This is a genomic window from Flavobacterium amylolyticum, assembly GCF_048284335.1.
Taxonomy (GTDB): domain Bacteria; phylum Bacteroidota; class Bacteroidia; order Flavobacteriales; family Flavobacteriaceae; genus Flavobacterium.
Genome location: NZ_JBLVPG010000001.1, coordinates 1,005,607 through 1,024,453, shown reverse-complemented (window position 1 = coordinate 1,024,453; position 18,847 = coordinate 1,005,607). Strand labels below are relative to the sequence as shown.

The window sequence follows — 18,847 nt, the reverse complement described above, 5'->3', positions numbered from 1 at the left end:
TTTATATTAGTCTAATGTCATAAAGTCATAAAGTCTAAAGTACTTAAAAGCCGATTAACTGACTTTAGGACTTTGGACTTTACAACTTTGGACTATTTTTAGTTATATTTTGCTGATAATTCTTTTGCTACAGTTTCGATTACATCTGTAATTTCGTCTGTCAATTTTCCTGCTTTCAACGCATCAAGAGTTGCTCTGTGTTTGTTGTTCAAGAATTCCAAGAAATCTTTCTCAAATTCTCTTACTTTGTTCACAGGAACATTTCTCAACAAGTTTTTAGAACCCGCATAGATAATTGCAACTTGATCTTCAACAGTATAAGGATCGTTCAAACCTTGTTTCAAGATCTCAACGTTTCTTCTTCCTTTTTCAATTACATTTAAAGTAACGGCATCAAGATCAGAACCAAATTTAGCAAACGCTTCCAATTCACGGAATTGTGCTTGATCCAGTTTCAAAGTACCTGCTACTTTTTTCATTGATTTAATTTGTGCATTTCCACCAACACGAGATACCGAAATACCTACGTTAATTGCTGGACGAACCCCAGAGTTAAACAAATCTCCATCCAAGAAAATTTGACCATCTGTAATCGAAATTACGTTTGTTGGGATATAAGCAGAAACGTCACCAGCTTGAGTTTCAATAATTGGCAAAGCAGTAAGAGAACCACCACCTTTAACAATTGATTTCAATGAATCTGGTAAATCGTTCATGTCTTTAGCAATTCCATCATCTGCAATTACTTTACAAGCACGTTCTAATAACCTACTGTGTAAGTAAAAAACGTCTCCAGGATAAGCTTCACGTCCCGGTGGTCTTCTCAATAAAAGAGAAACCTCACGGTATGCAACAGCTTGTTTAGATAAATCATCATAAACAATTAAAGCCGGGCGACCTGAATCTCTAAAATATTCTCCAATTGCAGCACCCGCAAAAGGAGCATATACTTGCATCGGAGCTGGATCAGAAGCATTAGCAGCAACAATAATGGTATACGCCATTGCTCCTTTTTCTTCTAACATTTTAGCAATTCCCGCTACAGTTGACGCTTTTTGTCCAATGGCAACATATATACAGAATACAGGTTTTCCTGCATCATAAAATTCTTTTTGATTTAAGATCGTATCGATACAAACCGTTGATTTACCTGTTTGACGGTCACCAATAACTAGCTCACGTTGTCCACGACCCACTGGAATCATAGCATCTACTGCTTTAATACCTGTTTGTAATGGCTCAGTAACGGGTTGACGGAAGATAACTCCAGGAGCTTTTCTCTCTAAAGGCATCTCGTATAAATCTCCACCGATTGGTCCTTTACCATCAATTGGAAAACCAAGGGTGTTTACTACACGACCTACCATTTGTTCTCCTACTTTAAGAGAAGCAATACGTTGTGTTCTTTTAGCAGTTGAACCCTCTTTGATTCCTGTAGATGGTCCTAAAAGTACCACGCCTACATTGTCTTCTTCAAGATTCAAAACAATAGCTTCTAATCCATTGTCAAATTCAACTAACTCTCCATATTGAACATTCGAAAGCCCGTAAACACGAGCAATACCATCTCCAACTTGAAGTACTGTTCCTACTTCTTCTAGTGTAGCACCAGATTCAAAACCTTCTACTTGCTTTCTTAATATTGCTGAAATTTCAGCAGGTTTGATTTCCGCCATCTTAATTTATAATTTAGACACTTAAATGTGCAATAAAACTAATTACTTAACTCTCTTTTTAATACTTGTAATCTGTTGGCTACTGAAGCGTTGTACTGCTTGTCGCCTATTCTTAAAATAAATCCTCCAATGATAGAAGCATCTACTATATTTTCGATTGTGATTTTTTTATCCGAAAGGGTTGCGATTTTAGCCAAAACTTTAGCTTCTAACGCTGCATCCATAGGAATCGCTGTAGTAACCTGCGCTACTTCAATACCATTCATAATATCCGATAATTTACTGTACTCTATTGCAATTGCTTCTAGAATTTCGAATCTTTTGTTTTCAAATAACAAATGAAACAACCCTTGGGTCACACCATTGCTATCGGCAAAAACTTCTAACAGTGCTTTTTCTTTAACTTCCACTTTCATGGTAGGATTTTGAATAAAAGTACTCAATTCCAAATTACCATTAATTGTTGAAGCAATCAATTTCATATCGTTATTTACAACTTCGGCAACACCTTTTGAGTTTGCTAAGTCTAGAATTGCTTTTGCATAACGAATTGCTGCTCTTGTACTTGCCATAATTGTTAGTTTAACTTTACGTCACCTAACATTTTCTCAACTAATTTAGTTTGAGCTTCTTTGTTAGATAATTCGTCTTTCAATATTTTTTCTGCGATACTCAATGATAATGTTGAAACTTGTAATTTCAATTCTGCCATAGCTGCATTTTTTTCACTTTCAATTGCTGCTTTGGCTTGTTCAATCATTTTCAGACCTTGAGCTTGTGCTTCGTTTTTAGCATCAGCAACCATTTTCTCTTTCATTTCACGAGCATCTTTAAGCATGTTGTCACGCTCTAATCTTGCTTCTTGTAAAATACGTTGATTGTCTGCTTGCAGGTTTTGCATTTCTTTTCTAGCATTTTCAGCAGATAACAAGGCATTTTTGATTCCTTCTTCTCTATCATTAACGGCATCCAGAATTGGTTTCCAAGCGAATTTTTTTAACAAGAATATCAATCCAACAAATATTACTATTTGCCAAACAAACAAACCAAACGAAAAATCATTTATTAACTTATCCATTATATCTAATTATAAATTTTAAAGTATGAATTGCTTTTTATCGCAATTTGTAATGTTTTAATTTTAAAAACACTAGTTACAACCAACCGTTGTTAACTAGTGTTTTTTTTAAGTTTTTAATTAAGATGCGAATAACGCAGCAAAACCAATACCTTCAATAAGTGCAGCTGCGATAAGCATAGCTGTTTGGATTTTTCCAGAAGCTTCTGGTTGACGAGCAATAGCGTCCATTGCTGAACCACCAATTCTACCAATACCTAAACCTGCTCCGATAACAATCAATCCTGCTCCTACAATAGTTGGAATTTCCATAATATATAAATTAAAAATTAAACATTCTTATTAAGAGTCTACTGTCATAAAGTCAAGCTGACTTTTAAACTTTCGACTTAATGGTGAGCCTCGTCGTGATGATGCTCTTCGTTTCCTGCTCCAAAATAAAGCGCAGATAACATGGTAAAAATATATGCTTGTAAAAATGCAACCAATATTTCAAGAATAGAAAGCGCAAATGCCAATCCGAATGACAAAGTACTTCCAATCCAACTTTTAAAAATAAACATTAAACCAATGATACTCATCAAAACAACGTGTCCTGCTAAAATGTTAGCATACAAACGGATCATTAATGAAAATGGTTTGATGATAGTCCCTAATAATTCAATAGGAGCCAGAATAAATTTCATTGGAGTCGGCACGCCTGGCATCCAGAAAATGTGTCCCCAATAATTTTTATTAGCGGTAAAAGTGGTGATTAAATAGGTCAACAAGGCCAATGATGCTGTAATTGCAATATTTCCTGTTACGTTAAATCCTAGCGGTGTTAATCCTAATATGTTTAAAAAGAAAATAAAGAAAAATATAGTTAACAAATAACTCATGTATTTTTTATATCCTTTTTCTCCAATATTTGGAATGGCGATTTCGTCTCTGATGTACAGTACAAGAGGCTCAAAAAAGCGTCCAGCTCCAGATGCTATTCCGTTATTTTTACCGTACGATTTTGCTAAACCTGTAAACAGTACAAACATTAAGACTGCTATTCCTAAAATACCGATTACACTTTTCGTAATCGATAAATCAAGTGGAGTTGCATTTGTAGGATGACCGTGCTCTTCTGTCAAAGCTCCATCCGCCTCCGTTTTGTATATTTTTTCGTGGTGCAATACGTAGAAGTTTCCATTGTGTTCAGCAACTTCTTCTCCATGATGAAATTTTGATGATGAAAATACTTGCAATCCATTATCCCAGAGTATAACAGGCAATGAAAAACCATAATGCACTCCTGTTTCTTCATTTACTGAAAAAGTAAAATCATGCGCATCCAAAAGGTGATGGTTAATAAATGCCTTAATTTTAGATTTTACATCCGTTGGCTCTACATGAGTTCCTTCGGCTGCAACAGGAGCAACTTCCGTTTTTACTTGCATAGTATCCACTTCAGGATTTGCAAAACTGATTAGAGGAAGACACGCTACCAAGGCTACTAATATAAATCTAAGTGGTTTGTTTGAAATCACCATAACAGTTAATTATCTTAATTTATTACGTTTCTGAAATTTGGTGCAAATGTACATCTTTTATTAATATTCAAAAGAATATAAAAAATTATTTTTGATGGATTTGTTCCTTGAATCACATATTTATTGCTTTTCGTTTAATATACGTATTGTTAATATCGTTTCAATTGCTAAAAAGAGAATAAACATCATAAAAAAATTAATTTTCTCTATTGCATTGTTTTGGGCTGCAGCCTGCAATATAGGCTTTAAAATCAGATAACAAACTATCATTTTAATACTGGTACTCAAAAGAAAGGACATGCCCACATTATCGAAACTGCGTTCTTTGACTTTAAGCAAAACCACAAATACCACAATAGATAAAACCAGAAACAACAAATAAAGGGTTTCTATAGAATAATGGAAAGCGGTATCATTTATATGTAAAACATAAAAAACAGCCCTGTGAATACCGTAAGCCAATCCCGCAAGTACTAGTAAGGGCAAAAGTGGTTTGTAATTTTTTAAATTCATTGTATTAGTTTTTAACCCTAAAGGCACTAAGATAAAAAACTGTTCTATCTATAAGCGCAACAATTACTGGTTGATCTTGCGAGTTGTGGTTATTAATTATTTTGTCTTGTTGATTTCGTTTACTTGTCGGATTACGTTATATAAAGACAAAGCAACGCCAACCATCACTAAAACTTTACTGTAATATACTTTTGGATGAGGATGGTTTTCGTCTAACCAGTCACCGAGATAGGAAAACAGAAAAATAATGGCGCCCATCTGAATCGGAATATTAATCAGCTGAAGCCATTTATTCGCTCTTTTTTGAGGTGTTTTGTTGTCCATCGCTAAGGGTTTGGTTTTTTATATGTGGTTTCATAACACAAGATGCACTAAAGTCAGCACCCGGTTCTACGGATAACTTTCCTACGGTAACTTCGCCATGGATACTGGCCTTGGATTTTACATTCATCACTTCAGTCACCTGAATCTTACCATCAAATTTACCTTCAATATCGGCATTTTTGCATACAATATCTCCGGTAACGCTTCCAGCTGGACCTATGACAATTTTTCCACCGGACTGGAAATTACCAATCAAGTTTCCGTCCATTCTAAAATCAGCCTGCGAGATAATATCCCCTTTTATAGTTGTTCCTTCAACAATTCTATTGGTCTTTCCCAAAAGATCAGTGTATGATTTTTGCTTTTTATCAAACATATTTATTCTTTTTTTAGTACTAAATACGCTTCAAGATTTTTCTTGATTTGGATCACTTTATAATTCTCTCCCGAAACGACAATGCCGACATCCACAATTTTATATTTTGCATTTTCTTCTAAAACTACTGCTATATCATTCGCATAAACCTGTGATTTTATTCCGTGTAGGGTAATAAAATTTTCGTTTACGGTATAAATATCATACGAATAATATAATTTTTGAAGGTTTTCACTGGCTATGAACATTTTGATTTTTTCTTCCAAAAATTTTGTGTTTTTATCCTCACGGGAACCCACTCGATATAGAATTTTCCAATTATTTGAATCTGTTGTACTGAACTCCATTTTTTCTAAAAACGGAATCTGATCATTAAGGATTAGCTGTGCGTTTTTCCCTTCTTCACTGTTTGGATAATTATCCGCGATCTCTTGAAGAGCCTTTTTGTAGGCCAATACCCCTTTAAGCTTCCCGATGGTGTTTGCTTTAAGCAATTCGAACTTTGATACAATATCGTCTCCAGAAAACTGATTGATCAAACTATCTGAATTTTCCAAAACTGTAGCAAATTGTTCTTGTTGGAATAATTTATACCATTTACTATAGACACTTTCCGGCGTTTCATTTTGATTGATGGCACTTGGATCGGTATTGTTAATTATCTGTGCATAACGCGATTCCGGAAACTGCCCCGATATCCTTTTTTTCATTTCCTCTGCTTTATCTGCATCCGTGATTTGGTATAATTTATACAAATTATACATCACAGGAAGAACGAGTTTTTCCTCGGGATTGTTTTTTAATATTTGTTCCAGTTTAGCGATAGCCAAATTATTTTCTTTGAATTTTTCCTTATAAATAACGCCCAATTGGTAGTATGCAAAATTTCGTTCTTTCCTAATACTATCCAATTCTATTTGTTCAGTCGGAAGTTGTTTCAAGTAAAAATCTGTAGTGTATCGCTCCACTATTTTAATTGTTTTTACTTCCTTATCAGAAGCTGCTTTATCCACATTCAGAGAATCAACCAAAGTTGGGTTTGTATTCCCCGAAGAAATCCTCCAATTACCATTTAAAGTCCTGTCACCCCATATTCTTTTGAATTCAACTTTCCCAAAAGCCACTGTGGTAGGATTATAAAAATAGAAAATACTAGTTGCTGGTTGCGAACCCACACTCGCAATAGTGGGTGGTGCCATAGGTGATTTGCGTGCTAATTGTATCGGCTCTTGACTGGAAGCCGCAGCAATTAAACCAGTCGAACTGTTTCTTTCTCTATTTTCTTGTTTTGCTTTGTTTTTTTCTTCTAGAAGTATTTTGACTTCATCTTCCTTTTTAAGTTTACCAATATACTTTTCAAAATAGTCCATTCGATCCGTTGGATGCATCGCAACCACATTTAAAATACTGTCATTTCTTTTTGCCAGCGCTTCATACAAAATAACCTCATCGAGATTGCTTCGTATTTTTTGAATTTTATTAAACTCCCTTGTTTTGTTATTCAGTTTGACCAGCGTGCTGTCGTAATATTTTGCCGCTGTAGGATATTCTGCAGTTCTAAAATACAAGTTGCCTAAATTTCTATAATTGGAGGCAACTAAATACGTGTCTTTTGAATTTGTTCTTAACGATGCGTTGTAGAAATCCAAAGCCCCTTTTTGATTGTTTTGCTTTTCCTGAAACACTGCCATTTGATGAAAAATCAAATCTTTGTACGGCCGATTTTCCCTGTCTTTAATCAGTTCGTCAAATGTTTTTACAAAAGAAACCGAATCTCCAGTTTGATAATTAAATAATGTAGCTTTTTTAGCATGCGCCTGAATTACAAACTTTCGCTCCGCTTTTCTGTTCATTTCAATCACTGATTGATAGGAAGTAACGGCACTGTCCTGGTATCCCAATTCCTGGTACAATTGCCCTAAAATAAAACGATACCGAGCTTTTTCTTGATTTACTTTGGTAAATTCAACTGCTATTTTTAGTTTGGAAACGGCACTGTCTTTTTCTTCTAAATTTAAAAAGGATGCTGCTAAAAGTGCGTTTGCATCTGCAAAAACTTGGTTTTTTACATCGTGATCTTCCAATAGCTTACTGATGTTTTTTATAACCAAAGCATCATTTCCCAGACGCATGTTGGTTTTTTCACGCCATATTTTAGCTTCATAAATCTTGCTACTGTTGGGATATTTGTAAAGAATGTAATTGAATGCCTCTAGAGCAGGTACAAAACGTTGATCATAATAGCGAGACTTGCCAAGCATGAGATAGGCCTCATCAATTTGAGTGTTTTTTTCTCTTCCGCCAATATTCATAGAGTGTTTTTGAATCGCTTTAGTAGCTTTGGCTTCTGCCAATTCAAAATCGGCATTGATTGGTATTGCAGTGCTTGTAATATCTTCTAAAATTTGCATTTTTTCTGGTGGCAACAATTGCCAAAAATCATCATCACTACTGGATTTTATAGCCTGAACTCCTTTATCCAAGCCTACTTGTCCATTATATAAAATATTATATTTTGTGCTCAACGCATGAGAATTTCTGGCTATAAAGGTGTCTTTCTTAGTAGAACAAGCTACCAGAAAGATAAAAAATAACAAGAAAAATAACTGCTTAAATATATTGATTTTCAATGGAAAACGTTTTTATCAATTAACTATTAAATACACTTTTTAGTATATTGACTGGTAAAAATACGTTTCTTTTTGATATCGTGAAGATTATGGTGTTATATTTAAATATTACTCTCTTGCGTAAGGAATGGAAGCGGCATCCTTTATTTTCTTTCTTTAAGAAAAAAAGATACAGCGCACAGCCCGACCCGAAGTTTTAACGTAGGGTTACGCCCGAATTAAACCGCTAATTAAATAAACATATTGGAGAATACAATTAGCGAATTAGCGGTAAAAAGTTTTGGCTACGACTGTTGTGTTGACTTTTAAACGGCAAAAAACAATTCTAATTCCTGCAACGTTTCTTGAGAAGTTTGAATGTCTTTGACGACCTCCCCTTTGTGCAAAGCCACTATCCTGTTACTAACCTCAACGGTATGCAACAAATCATGACTGGAAACCAGTACGGTTATTTCTGGATTATCGGCTAAATCCTTGATGATTTTCTTTAATCGAAATTGTGTGGTGGGGTCTAAATTAGCAAACGGCTCATCAAGAATAATCACTTCTGGATTCCCGATTAAAGTAGCAATGATTCCCACTTTTTTCTGATTCCCTTTGGATAAATCGCGTAAGTATTTTTTGTTATTAAGGATTTCTCCATTGAAAAATTCTTCATGGGTAGCCAATAATGCATCTACATCGGCTTTGTTCTGTCCACGTAAATCCCCTATGAAATAAAAATATTCTTCGGGCGTTAAGTAACCTATCAGGAAGCTTTCGTCAAGGAAAGAAGCGGTGAATGGTTTCCAGTTTTCGCTGGTATTTACCTGTACCTCGTTATTGACAATATTTCCTGTTGATGGCTGGATTAAATCCAATAAAAGGCTGAAAAAAGTGGTTTTTCCAGCTCCGTTATTTCCCACTAATCCAAAGCTTTCGCCTTTTTTTATTTCTAAAGTATCTATTTTTAATACGGTTGTTCCGTTGTATGTTTTCGAAAGGTTGTTTACTTGTATCATTTTTGAAAAAGTTTATTCGGTTATTTGTTGATTTCGTTAATCGCTTGATTATCCTTTTTGTTTGTATGCCGCTAGGGTCGCGTATTTTTCGGATTTATAGATTTTCTCAATCAAGGAGAAAACTTTGTTTTTTAATGCAAATCCTATTACTCCCATCGACGCTACTAATGCTAATCCCACATTGGGATTGCCTAATTTAGCACCTAACCAATACATTAAAACGGGCAATCCTAATTGCGGCAGTGAAATTAGCATGGTTTTGATATTGAATGCTTTTTTGTCGCCAAAAGCGCCTTTGCCAGAACTCAAATCGATTGGCGTTTTGGTATATGCGCCACCGAGCAAGACCAAATGAGAATTGACTCCAATGTTATAAATTGCACCCACAACGATGGTTAAATACACCTGCCACCCAAAATAAAGATAGAAAGAGGCAATGGTTGTGGTGACTATTGTGGCAATCACCATCAGCCACCATTTAGAACTCAAATAGCCTTTGTAAGGAATGTTTTGCGTCATCATTAACGGATAATACGCACTATCCCAGCTGGGTACAAACTGTCCGAAAGTGATAAGGAATCCTCCCGAAACAAAAATCCCGGCAAAAATGTGCATTACAGGATTGTTGTACACTTCAATTGCATTGGTAAAAAAAAGAAAGCCATAAAAAAGGAACATCACGCTCAATCCTACTGTGGTTTTAGATCGTTTGTTTCTTTTGATTAATTTAATGTCATTTTTCAAAAAAGTTCCAATGGTTCCAAATTGGTTCAACCAAGTCAACTCCTCCGTTTTGGCAACATCGTGTTTGTTTGACAATCCCGCATCCAGGTATAAATTCTTTTTGAAATACAGGAATGTGACATAATATATACCGATTAAAGCCAAAACCAGTATGGCAAAAGCCCAATACGTATTGAAAATAGCATCGAAAAACGGAGCGGTATAATCCGTAACATTAAAAAATCCATAATAATGCAACCCTCCTAAAACGGCTACTATTGCTAAAAAAATGGCAAATAAATTGTCTTTATTACTCAGTAGAATATTTAGAAAATTATTGATGAATATCAAAGAAGACAGCGCGGCATACCATAGTACCACTGACACCACATCATAGCCTTCAATAATTAAAACAACACAAAACGGAATTAAGAAAAAACCATGCACCAAATTGAAGAAGGACAAAACGGTTTTTCCCAAGGAAAAATGAACAATGGTGGCTTTTTTTATGGGGAAAATCAACATCGGGCGAATGTTCATCACCGGAATTTTTTGCAACAGCAATCGGATGATTAAATCCATCAATACATAATAAATCATGAATTTGTTTACCGTTACGATTGGGTCCAGATTCATTTTCTTTAGAATATAAAAGGCCCCAACTCCTAATGCCAAGAAAATTAAAATGAAATAAACGGCGACAAAGCCCATCAGAATTTTCAAAGCCAGATTAGTTGCAAAGGAAGCTGATCTGGTAAAAGCTTTCCATTCCAGATAAATAAATTTTTGAATCATAGTTTGGTCGTTTTGGTTTTATAGTATGTAGTCAAAATAAGAAAACGTTACAAATTTTCTAATTTATATTCCGGGTAGGTTTGTTTTAAATAGGCTTCAGCCTTGGAAGGGATGACTCTGAATAAAATATAATTTAAAATTCCAAAAAGTACTATCATAAAACTTACTGAGAAAATCCAGTACTCATTTACTAAATATCTTTCAGCACGACTGCTTATTTGAATAAAAAAATAAAATGGAACCGAAAAAGCGCCTGAGGAAACACCGTATTGGTTGATAATTTCTTCAAACAACCATTTCTTTTTATTGGTCTCTTTTTGTGTCTTTTTGATTTTCTTATTCTTGTAAAATTCATGAAAAATAAATCCAAAATAACTCATACAAATGGCAATAAAAATATAGTCGTTGTAAATACTTGTTTTCAGAATATTAAAAAGTAAAAAGGTCATTACTATTGTTAATAGAATTTTTGGCAGTTTAAAAAACGTTTTAAAATGTTGAAAGACTAACCGATTGTACTTTTTATGAAGAACAGCTTGACGACTTTCTACCACATCCATAAACCCAAAAACGCCAAACTTCCTGAATTCCTTATTCAGGACTTCGTCAAAAGTAAGCTTGGGATTCTGCTGCCATTCGGTTTCTATGGCGTTTGCCAAATGATCGACTAATTCCGTTTGTAGATCGTAATATTCCACATAATGCTGACGGGTAAAAAGGTAGAGATGGTCTATTTGTTGCGCAGTTAGTTTCATGATTTAGGAACTGATAGTTTTTTAATCACTCGTATATGCTGAAATACCAAAACAAAATCAATCATGAAAAACAAAAGGATCAGAAAAAAGACATATACAAATCCCATTTGAACATCTGTCTCAATATTTATAAGTTTAATAGGCACTAATCCAACTCCCAATAACAAAGGTTGAAAAAACACTAGAATACTTCTTTTTTTAAAAAGATAGCTAAAAGTGGTTTTGTGCTTATATTTCCAAATTATTATCCAAGCTATTGTTACCAAAAAAACTTCCGTTACAAAAAGAGTTCTTAGTGCTTTTGTGAAAAAATAAGTAAATGTTTCGGTATTAAAAAAATGAATAAAAGCTGTTACAATTAAAGTCAAAGGAATTGCCCCTAAAGTAATATACCAAAATCTTGATTTAGTATATCTAGCTATTTTATCCATTATTATTTTTGGTCCGGAATAACCTCGACCGAGCAATAAACCATAAGAACTTAGTCTTAATTCTGGTTTCCATTTTTTAAAAACTTCTTTGAAAGCAACTTCAAAAGAATTCGTTTCATTACATATTTTTTTTTCAATTTCCGAAGCGATATGGTCTAATAATTCCAGTTTGACATCTTGATAAACGAGTCCATTTAAAACTAAAGTTTCTTCTATTTGAGCTACTTGTTCGGTGGTTAATTTCATCTTCAAAAAATTAAAATTCTAATTTTGGACTGGGGTTCACTAAACTCTGCATGTTCCGGATAAAATCTTCAAGTTCTGAGAGTCGGTTTACGGTTTCTTTCTGACCACTTTCGGTGAGTTTGTAATATTTACGCATGCGATTATCCACTTTTTCAATCTCGACATCCAATAAACCTTCGGCTTCCAGTTTGTGCAAGGCCGGATACAAAGCGCCTTCGGTGATGTTGAGTTCGCCTTGGGTAATTGTCTTTACTTTCTGGGTAATTTCATAGCCGTACATCTTGCCGTTTTCTTCCAGCAATTTCATTATAATCGTATTCAGGCTACCTTTGTATAATTGTGAGTTTTTCATGATTGAATCGGCGCAAGTTTTGTGGTATTTCTTACTTTAAAATTCAAATATACATAAGATTCTTATACATAACAATTTTAGGTATATAAATTTTCAAATAGTTTGAATTCAAAAAACCTATTCTGTTTCCTATCTTTGTAAAAAAATAATCACATGTCATCCTTTTTAAAATTAATCATAAAAGAAGTAAAACGCGAAACTAAAGACGCTGTTTCGATACTTTTTAACGTTCCTGCAGAATTAAAACCGATCTATACTTTTATTGCCGGTCAATACATCAATTTGAAATTAACACTTGATGGTGAAGAAATTCGTCGGGCATATTCTATCTGTTCCTCTCCGGAAAGTGGCGAGTTGCGCATTGCAGTAAAAGCAGTAAAAAACGGTGCTTTTTCTCAATTTGCTAACACAAAACTGAAAGCAGGTGATGTTCTTGAAGTAGGAAAACCAGAAGGAAAATTCACTTTTGAACCGCAAGCGGACCGACAAAAAAACTACGCTTCTTTTGTAGCAGGAAGCGGAATCACACCGGTACTTTCCATCTTAAAATCGGTCTTGAAAAATGAACCTAAGAGTTCTTTTGTGTTGGTTTACGGAAACAAAACGCCTGAAGAAACCATATTCCATCAAGAATTACACGATTTGCAATTGCAATATGTGGGCCGCCTTTTTGTACATTATGTTTACAGTCAAGCCAAAGCAGAACATGCTTTGTTTGGGCGGATTGAAAAATCGACTGTAAATTTTGTTTTGAATAATAAACACAAGGAATTAGAGTTTGATAAGTTTTATTTATGTGGTCCGGAAGAAATGATCAATACCGTTTCTGCGGTTTTGAAGGAGCACAACGTTAAAGAATCCGCGATAAAATTTGAACTATTTTCTTCTTCTACTAAAGAAAATAAAATAGAAAAATCATTAGGAGGCCATTCTAAAATCACTATTATGGTTGATGACGAGGAAACGACTTTTGAAATGTCACAAAAACAAACCGTACTTGATGCTGCTTTAAAACAAGGCATTGATGCTCCATATTCGTGCCAAGGCGGAATTTGCAGCAGCTGTCTCGCTCGTGTTACCTCCGGAACTGCCGAAATGACTAAAAATTCCATTCTTACCGATAAAGAAATCGCCGATGGTTTGATTCTTACCTGTCAAGCGCATCCAACCTCTGAAACTATCTATGTAGATTATGATGATGTTTAGGAAACTCTTCCCTTTAATAGCGGTATTCCATTAAAAAAAGAGTTTGCTCTGTGCAAACTCTTTTTTTAATGGAATGTTGTAAAACATCTTGTGATGCATCATTAAGACTTAATTTTTCTAAATTCCTTAACGGTTCAAAACAATTTTAATTTTTTCAACTATATCTTCAACAGCAATCGTGCGCATGGCATCTTCATAACCTGCAACTTTTTTATTTCCATACACCGAAGTGGGCAATTTTGGAAACTGATTCCTATCCGAAAACAAAGCATTTTCTAAAGGTTGATTAAACGGTAAAAATCCCGCATATGGATGCGTAGCGCCCCAAAGCGTAATGACTTTTACACCCAACATTGCCGCAATATGCGCATTCCCGGAATCCATGGAAAGCATCACATCCAGATTACTAATGAGCTGTAATTCATGCGAAAATTTGATTTTTCCCGCCATATTGATGACATTTTCTTTGTTGGAAGTAAACACATCCAGAATTTCGATTTCCTTTTTTCCACCGCCAAAAAGCACAATAGTATGACTTGTATCCAAAGCTAATTTATCAATCACTTCCTGCATTAAATCCAACGGATACACCTTAGAATCGTATTGTGCAAAAGGAGCAATTCCTATTAGTTTGTGATTTTTATCTCCAATTAACCCTATAATTTCTGGGCTCAAAATTGCTTTTTGAGGAAAAACTGCATGCGATAAATCAACAGTAAAACCAAGTTGTTCAAATACTTTGACGTGTCTTTCAAACATCGTTGGCAGTTGCTGGAACACTTTGTTTTCGGACTGCGTCAATGCTTTTTTTTCTGCTCTTCCTTTATCTACCGAAGCTACTTTTTTTCCGCTTAAAGCAAAAAGGTTTCGGATGATTTTAGAGCGCAAAACGTTGTGTAAATCCGCAAAAGCATCAATGTTTAAACGTTTTAAATCTTGGAACAAACGCAACAATCCTAAAAATCCTTTGTGTCGTTCTTTTTCATCGAAAGCAAAAAAAGCAATAGTAGGAATTCCTTCAAAAAAAGGTTTGAAAAAAGGTCTGGAAATGACCGTGATTTTAACTTGTGGATGCTGGTTTACAAAAGCACGTAAAACAGGAACCGTCATGGCGACATCTCCCATTGCGGAAAGTCTCATGACGGCTATATGTTTAATGGTAGTTGACAATACTGGATTTGTCAAAAATTACTTCTTGTTTTGGTACAAAACAGGATTCAAATCATCATCATTGTACATTTTCATTTGTTTGTACACTTTCATGAATTTATCTCCGTTTTCAATGTCTGTCAATAAATCATCAATCGCCAGAGACAAATCGGTTCTTTGTTCCAATAAAATATTCAATTTTGCCTGACATTTATCTCTATGTTCTTGTGAAGCCTCTTTACGAGTGGCTTCTTCGTTCATGTGATAAATCTTCAAGGCTAAAATTGACAATCGGTCAAATGCCCAAGCAGGACTTTCTGAGTTGATTTTTGCATTGTCTTTTACTTTTACATGACTGTATTTTTGAAGAAAATAACTGTCTATATATTCCACCATATCCGTGCGTTCTTGATTAGAAGCATCGATTCTCCTTTTCAATGTCAAAGCAGCTACAGGATCAATATTTGGATCACGAATGATATCTTCAAAATGCCATTGAACCGTATCAATCCAGTTTTTGTGATACAATAAATGTTCAAATTTATCTTTTTGAAAAGGATTGTTAATGGGTTGGTCAACATTATCAAATTGATGATAATCTTTAATACTTTGTTCGAATACGGAGTACGCTAATTTTGAAAACATATCTTAATATTTTAAAGGACAAAGATACTTTTTTATACTTTTATAGATTAATAAAATTAAGTATAAGTTTAATTACAAAATATAAATATGCAAATTCATTATTTATCAGAAAACAATAGCATCCTAAATCATTTTTTAGGCCAAATTCGGAATGTAAATGTCCATAATGACAGCATGCGTTTCCGACGAAATATTGAACGTATTGGCGAAATAATGGCCTATGAATTGAGTAAAGAATTGCAGTATAAGATTGTAGAGATCCAAACACCATTAGGCATAAAAAAAACTTCTGAAATTAAGGATCAATTGGTTTTATGTTCCATTTTGCGTGCAGGACTGCCCTTACACATCGGTTTTCTGAATTATTTTGACAATGCAGAGAATGGTTTCGTGTCTGCTTTTAGGCACCACCCTAACAATGACGATTATTTTGATATAGTAGTGCAATACCAAGCCATTGCCGATATGAATAACAAAAACCTCCTTTTAGTAGATCCCATGCTGGCCACCGGACAGTCAATCGTGGCAGTGTTTAACAAACTAATGGAAAGTGGAAACCCTAAAGAAATTCACATTGCCGTTGTGATTGCAGCGCCTGAAGGAATTGCCTATCTGGAGCAACACTTACCTCAAAACTGCCATCTTTGGGTAGCATCATTAGACGAAAAATTAAATGAACACAGTTACATCGTTCCTGGATTGGGAGATGCCGGTGATTTAGCGTACGGTAAAAAATTATAATTGAGAGAAAAAAGCAAACAGACTACACGTAATAAGTACAAATAGAACCATTTCCTGCTTCAACCTAAGCTGAGGCATTTCGATATGACTTGTGGCCATTATTGCTAAAGGGGCAAACGTAAACACTAACAAATCATTACTTTTATTAGCCGATATCACATAAATAAGAATTCCAATAAAAAAAGAAGCTATAACTTTTTTAAAGGAAGTGTGCAACAATTGTGGCCTATTTGATAAAGTAACAAACATAGAAACCACAAAAAACAATGCAATTGTAGCATAAATTGATAAAGCACCATTTTGATAATTATTAGTGAAATAATTAATTTCAAAATTTACTTCTATACTTTTAATAATGTATTCAATGACGTTTAAATTAAAGATTGTTGCGTAAAGCAGGAACATAATTCCCGCTACAAAAAAAGCAATAAAGGGTAATATCCAGTTCCTGTAATCTCTGGAAACATGGAAAATTATAGATATAAAAACCAATACAATAAAGACTATACTCCAGAAATGAAATAGTGCCGCCAGAAAAATCCATAAGGAAGCATCAAATATTTTTTCTTTCGAGGCTTTCAAAGATTGTAACGAAATCAATCGGCGAAGAGCTAGTAAAATAAAAAAATTAGAGATAATGAGATTCGTATTATCTAATACCGAAGGAAAGAAAAGTAAGAACAAAACGTAAAAAAAAACCGTGTAGGTACTGTCTTTACTAAGTCCGTTTTTCTTGGCCACAAAACTTGTAATAAAAATAGATGCCAGTAAAATGCACAACAAACTTCCCTTTTTAAGAATTAAAAAAAAGGACTTTATCCAGGATAAATCTTGAAATTGGAATATTAAAAAGAAAAAAAGCATTAAAATTACGACTAAAGAAAAATTTAATGGTGTAGATTTTCTAAAAACACTTGTTATCATACGGATATTTTATACTTTTGTGTTTGTAAATATAATACTTGTTTAAAAAGTAAACCCTGCAAGTTGAAAAAGATTCTTAGCAAGAAGAACTTTTAATATCCTGAGTTACTCCAAACAATTAATACAATTAATTTTATACATTATGAAAGCATTTTTCGAAGGAATTCAATACTTATTTGTAAATATCTTTTTTGCACCGCTAGATTTTTTACGCTCCCTAGAGCTTACTTCTTGGTTTGCAGCGAACACAATTAACTGGATTTTCATGATTATTTGTGCCTCGGCTATGGTATACTGGATCAAACAATTGAAAATTTTTGAAGATGCAGGTACAGAAAATCAAGATACTACCGCTCACTCTTTCTTAAAGTAACAATTAAAAAAAAGTGAACGATAATTGGAAACTATTTTAAATCGTTCCCGATATCTTTTCTAAAATACATCTTATCAAAATTTAGCTTAGCTATGTTTTGGTAAGATTTTTTTATGGCCTCTTCGAAATTATTTCCATACGACGTTACAGTTAAAACCCTTCCTCCATTAGACACTACGTTGCCATTTTCTAGTTTAGTCCCAGCGTGAAAAACAATAGAATCTTCAATGTGCTCTAATCCTGAAATTACTTTTCCTTTTTCAAAATCCTCTGGATATCCGCCAGAAACGAGCATAATAGTAGTCGCACTTCTTTCGTCAACTTCCAGTGTGATTTCATCTAGTTTCTCATTGGCTACAGCCAAAAACAACGCCACTAAATCCGTTTTGAGTCTCGGAATCACTACTTCTGTTTCCGGATCACCCATTCTCACATTGTATTCTATTACTATTGGCTCGTTATTCACATTAATCAGTCCAATAAAAACAAACCCTTTGTATGGAATTCCGTCTTTCTGAAAACCATCAATTGTAGGTTTTACAATACGTGTTTCAATTTTTTCCATCAAAACCGCATCAACATAAGGAACGGGAGAAACAGCACCCATACCACCCGTATTTAATCCGGTATCCCCTTCGCCAATGCGTTTATAATCTTTGGCGGTCGGCAGAATTTTATAATTTTTTCCATCGGTAAGAACAAAACAGCTTAACTCAATACCGTCAAGAAATTCTTCAATCACCACTTTTGAACTAGCAACACCAAATTTTTGATGCACCAGCATGTTTCTTAATTCTTCTTTGGCTTCTGCCAAATCCTGAATAATCAAAACACCTTTTCCGGCAGCCAGCCCATCTGCTTTCAAAACATACGGCGGTTGCAGTGTTTCTAGGAATTCACATCCTTTTTCCACCGTTTCAGCAGTAAAACTGTCGTAAGCAGCTGTTGGAATGTTATGTCTGATTAGAAATTCTTTTGCAAATTCTTTACTTCCTTCCAACTGTGCACCCATTTTTGAAGGGCCAATCACTGGAATATGCTTTAAGTCCACATCGTTTAAAAAGAAATCATATATTCCTTTTACTAAAGGATCTTCGGGACCAACTACAACCATTGCTACTTTTTCCTGAATAACAAACGATTTTATAGCTTCAAAATCCGTTGGAATAATGTCAACATTGATAGCTATAGAAGCAGTTCCTGCATTTCCTGGCGCTACAAAAAGTGTGTCACAAAGCGGGCTTTGAATCATTTTCCACGCAAAAGCATGTTCTCTTCCGCCCGAACCCAGTAGTAAAATTGTCATGTGTGTTGTGTTTAGTTGTGTTGCAAAAATAATTGCTTTTAAACTTAAAAAATAATTATTTTTTAAAAAGTTGTTGGTTC

General features: G+C 34.5%; 21 protein-coding genes. 3 read left to right on the top strand and 18 right to left on the bottom strand.

Annotated elements, in window-relative coordinates; translation table 11 throughout:
* Window positions 1-98: 98 nt before the first annotated feature.
* The 14 genes from atpA to ACNQF9_RS04525 all read right to left on the bottom strand — a co-directional run bounded on the left by atpA (window position 99) and on the right by ACNQF9_RS04525 (window position 12,423).
* A complete protein-coding gene (atpA, locus tag ACNQF9_RS04590; RefSeq protein ID WP_126455013.1) occupies window positions 99-1,676 on the bottom strand; it encodes a F0F1 ATP synthase subunit alpha in 1,578 nt (525 codons plus the stop codon).
* Window positions 1,677-1,714: 38 nt separating this feature from the next.
* The gene (gene atpH, locus ACNQF9_RS04585; protein ID WP_417989717.1) at window positions 1,715-2,248 is read right to left on the bottom strand and encodes an ATP synthase F1 subunit delta; all 534 of its coding nucleotides are present in this window, start codon (window positions 2,246-2,248) and stop codon (window positions 1,715-1,717) included.
* 5 nt (window positions 2,249-2,253) lie between these two features.
* The gene (locus ACNQF9_RS04580) at window positions 2,254-2,754 is read right to left on the bottom strand and encodes a F0F1 ATP synthase subunit B (protein ID WP_417959060.1); all 501 of its coding nucleotides are present in this window, start codon (window positions 2,752-2,754) and stop codon (window positions 2,254-2,256) included.
* Window positions 2,755-2,874: 120 nt separating this feature from the next.
* Window positions 2,875-3,066, bottom strand: a complete 192-nt coding sequence (gene atpE, locus ACNQF9_RS04575) for an ATP synthase F0 subunit C (protein ID WP_073353856.1) — start codon at window positions 3,064-3,066, stop codon at window positions 2,875-2,877.
* 77 nt (window positions 3,067-3,143) lie between these two features.
* Window positions 3,144-4,277 (bottom strand): F0F1 ATP synthase subunit A, encoded by a 1,134-nt coding sequence (gene atpB, locus ACNQF9_RS04570; protein WP_417959059.1) that lies wholly within the window; start codon window positions 4,275-4,277, stop codon window positions 3,144-3,146.
* A gap of 120 nt (window positions 4,278-4,397) precedes the next feature.
* Complete coding sequence (locus tag ACNQF9_RS04565; RefSeq protein ID WP_417959058.1) at window positions 4,398-4,790, bottom strand: DUF6168 family protein; 393 nt, start codon at window positions 4,788-4,790, stop codon at window positions 4,398-4,400.
* Window positions 4,791-4,886: 96 nt separating this feature from the next.
* On the bottom strand, window positions 4,887-5,114 hold the full coding sequence (locus ACNQF9_RS04560; RefSeq protein ID WP_417959057.1) for an AtpZ/AtpI family protein: 228 nt from the start codon (window positions 5,112-5,114) through the stop codon (window positions 4,887-4,889).
* Complete coding sequence (locus ACNQF9_RS04555; protein WP_417959056.1) at window positions 5,080-5,490, bottom strand: bactofilin family protein; 411 nt, start codon at window positions 5,488-5,490, stop codon at window positions 5,080-5,082. The genes ACNQF9_RS04560 and ACNQF9_RS04555 overlap by 35 nt, the downstream gene beginning before the upstream one ends.
* Window positions 5,491-5,492: 2 nt before the next feature.
* Window positions 5,493-8,120, bottom strand: a complete 2,628-nt coding sequence (porW, locus tag ACNQF9_RS04550) for a type IX secretion system periplasmic lipoprotein PorW/SprE (protein ID WP_417989716.1) — start codon at window positions 8,118-8,120, stop codon at window positions 5,493-5,495.
* A 305-nt stretch (window positions 8,121-8,425) separates the two neighbouring features.
* On the bottom strand, window positions 8,426-9,121 hold the full coding sequence (locus tag ACNQF9_RS04545) for an ABC transporter ATP-binding protein (RefSeq protein WP_417959054.1): 696 nt from the start codon (window positions 9,119-9,121) through the stop codon (window positions 8,426-8,428).
* Between the two features lie 48 nt (window positions 9,122-9,169).
* Window positions 9,170-10,639 (bottom strand): DUF5687 family protein, encoded by a 1,470-nt coding sequence (locus ACNQF9_RS04540; protein ID WP_417959053.1) that lies wholly within the window; start codon window positions 10,637-10,639, stop codon window positions 9,170-9,172.
* Window positions 10,640-10,686: 47 nt separating this feature from the next.
* A complete protein-coding gene (locus ACNQF9_RS04535; protein ID WP_417959052.1) occupies window positions 10,687-11,394 on the bottom strand; it encodes a hypothetical protein in 708 nt (235 codons plus the stop codon).
* Complete coding sequence (locus ACNQF9_RS04530; RefSeq protein WP_417989715.1) at window positions 11,391-12,071, bottom strand: hypothetical protein; 681 nt, start codon at window positions 12,069-12,071, stop codon at window positions 11,391-11,393. The genes ACNQF9_RS04535 and ACNQF9_RS04530 overlap by 4 nt, the downstream gene beginning before the upstream one ends.
* Before the next feature lie 10 nt (window positions 12,072-12,081).
* A complete protein-coding gene (locus ACNQF9_RS04525) occupies window positions 12,082-12,423 on the bottom strand; it encodes a PadR family transcriptional regulator (RefSeq protein ID WP_417959050.1) in 342 nt (113 codons plus the stop codon).
* A 153-nt stretch (window positions 12,424-12,576) separates the two neighbouring features.
* On the opposite strand from ACNQF9_RS04525, the gene ACNQF9_RS04520 reads away from it, so the two are divergent.
* The gene (locus ACNQF9_RS04520; RefSeq protein ID WP_417989714.1) at window positions 12,577-13,629 is read left to right on the top strand and encodes a 2Fe-2S iron-sulfur cluster-binding protein; all 1,053 of its coding nucleotides are present in this window, start codon (window positions 12,577-12,579) and stop codon (window positions 13,627-13,629) included.
* Between the two features lie 126 nt (window positions 13,630-13,755).
* Here the strand turns inward: ACNQF9_RS04520 and ACNQF9_RS04515 are convergent, their stop codons facing one another.
* The gene (locus tag ACNQF9_RS04515) at window positions 13,756-14,769 is read right to left on the bottom strand and encodes a glycosyltransferase family 9 protein (RefSeq protein WP_417989713.1); all 1,014 of its coding nucleotides are present in this window, start codon (window positions 14,767-14,769) and stop codon (window positions 13,756-13,758) included.
* A 48-nt stretch (window positions 14,770-14,817) separates the two neighbouring features.
* Entirely contained in the window at window positions 14,818-15,423 is a 606-nt protein-coding gene (locus ACNQF9_RS04510; RefSeq protein ID WP_417959047.1) for a DUF4254 domain-containing protein, read from the bottom strand.
* 87 nt (window positions 15,424-15,510) lie between these two features.
* Between ACNQF9_RS04510 and upp the strand changes: the two genes are divergently transcribed.
* Window positions 15,511-16,164, top strand: coding sequence for a uracil phosphoribosyltransferase (gene upp, locus ACNQF9_RS04505; protein ID WP_417959046.1), 654 nt, complete (start codon window positions 15,511-15,513; stop codon window positions 16,162-16,164).
* Here upp and ACNQF9_RS04500 read toward each other — a convergent pair.
* The gene (locus ACNQF9_RS04500) at window positions 16,159-17,028 is read right to left on the bottom strand and encodes a DUF6427 family protein (RefSeq protein ID WP_417959405.1); all 870 of its coding nucleotides are present in this window, start codon (window positions 17,026-17,028) and stop codon (window positions 16,159-16,161) included. The two genes, upp and ACNQF9_RS04500, sit on opposite strands and share 6 nt — an antisense overlap.
* 202 nt (window positions 17,029-17,230) lie before the next feature.
* On the opposite strand from ACNQF9_RS04500, the gene ACNQF9_RS04495 reads away from it, so the two are divergent.
* A complete protein-coding gene (locus ACNQF9_RS04495; RefSeq protein ID WP_417959045.1) occupies window positions 17,231-17,461 on the top strand; it encodes a DUF6341 family protein in 231 nt (76 codons plus the stop codon).
* Between the two features lie 31 nt (window positions 17,462-17,492).
* On the opposite strand, the gene purD is transcribed toward ACNQF9_RS04495, so the two are convergent.
* A complete protein-coding gene (purD, locus tag ACNQF9_RS04490; protein WP_417989712.1) occupies window positions 17,493-18,767 on the bottom strand; it encodes a phosphoribosylamine--glycine ligase in 1,275 nt (424 codons plus the stop codon).
* Window positions 18,768-18,847: the final 80 nt, after the last annotated feature.

Excerpts from the sequence above, each read along its gene's own strand:
- ACNQF9_RS04495 (WP_417959045.1), top strand. The coding sequence starts at position 17,231 with ATGAAAGCATTTTTCGAAGGAATTCAATACTTATTTGTAAATATCTTT.
- atpA (WP_126455013.1), bottom strand. The coding sequence starts at position 1,676 with ATGGCGGAAATCAAACCTGCTGAAATTTCAGCAATATTAAGAAAGCAA.
- ACNQF9_RS04565 (WP_417959058.1), bottom strand. The coding sequence starts at position 4,790 with ATGAATTTAAAAAATTACAAACCACTTTTGCCCTTACTAGTACTTGCG.
- ACNQF9_RS04540 (WP_417959053.1), bottom strand. The coding sequence starts at position 10,639 with ATGATTCAAAAATTTATTTATCTGGAATGGAAAGCTTTTACCAGATCA.
- ACNQF9_RS04525 (WP_417959050.1), bottom strand. The coding sequence starts at position 12,423 with ATGAAAAACTCACAATTATACAAAGGTAGCCTGAATACGATTATAATG.
- atpE (WP_073353856.1), bottom strand. The coding sequence starts at position 3,066 with ATGGAAATTCCAACTATTGTAGGAGCAGGATTGATTGTTATCGGAGCA.
- ACNQF9_RS04510 (WP_417959047.1), bottom strand. The coding sequence starts at position 15,423 with ATGTTTTCAAAATTAGCGTACTCCGTATTCGAACAAAGTATTAAAGAT.
- ACNQF9_RS04580 (WP_417959060.1), bottom strand. The coding sequence starts at position 2,754 with ATGGATAAGTTAATAAATGATTTTTCGTTTGGTTTGTTTGTTTGGCAA.
- purD (WP_417989712.1), bottom strand. The coding sequence starts at position 18,767 with ATGACAATTTTACTACTGGGTTCGGGCGGAAGAGAACATGCTTTTGCG.
- ACNQF9_RS04520 (WP_417989714.1), top strand. The coding sequence starts at position 12,577 with ATGTCATCCTTTTTAAAATTAATCATAAAAGAAGTAAAACGCGAAACT.
- ACNQF9_RS04515 (WP_417989713.1), bottom strand. The coding sequence starts at position 14,769 with ATGAGACTTTCCGCAATGGGAGATGTCGCCATGACGGTTCCTGTTTTA.
- ACNQF9_RS04560 (WP_417959057.1), bottom strand. The coding sequence starts at position 5,114 with ATGGACAACAAAACACCTCAAAAAAGAGCGAATAAATGGCTTCAGCTG.
- atpB (WP_417959059.1), bottom strand. The coding sequence starts at position 4,277 with ATGGTGATTTCAAACAAACCACTTAGATTTATATTAGTAGCCTTGGTA.
- ACNQF9_RS04545 (WP_417959054.1), bottom strand. The coding sequence starts at position 9,121 with ATGATACAAGTAAACAACCTTTCGAAAACATACAACGGAACAACCGTA.
- upp (WP_417959046.1), top strand. The coding sequence starts at position 15,511 with ATGCAAATTCATTATTTATCAGAAAACAATAGCATCCTAAATCATTTT.
- ACNQF9_RS04530 (WP_417989715.1), bottom strand. The coding sequence starts at position 12,071 with ATGAAATTAACCACCGAACAAGTAGCTCAAATAGAAGAAACTTTAGTT.
- ACNQF9_RS04535 (WP_417959052.1), bottom strand. The coding sequence starts at position 11,394 with ATGAAACTAACTGCGCAACAAATAGACCATCTCTACCTTTTTACCCGT.
- ACNQF9_RS04500 (WP_417959405.1), bottom strand. The coding sequence starts at position 17,028 with ATGCTTTTTTTCTTTTTAATATTCCAATTTCAAGATTTATCCTGGATA.
- atpH (WP_417989717.1), bottom strand. The coding sequence starts at position 2,248 with ATGGCAAGTACAAGAGCAGCAATTCGTTATGCAAAAGCAATTCTAGAC.
- ACNQF9_RS04555 (WP_417959056.1), bottom strand. The coding sequence starts at position 5,490 with ATGTTTGATAAAAAGCAAAAATCATACACTGATCTTTTGGGAAAGACC.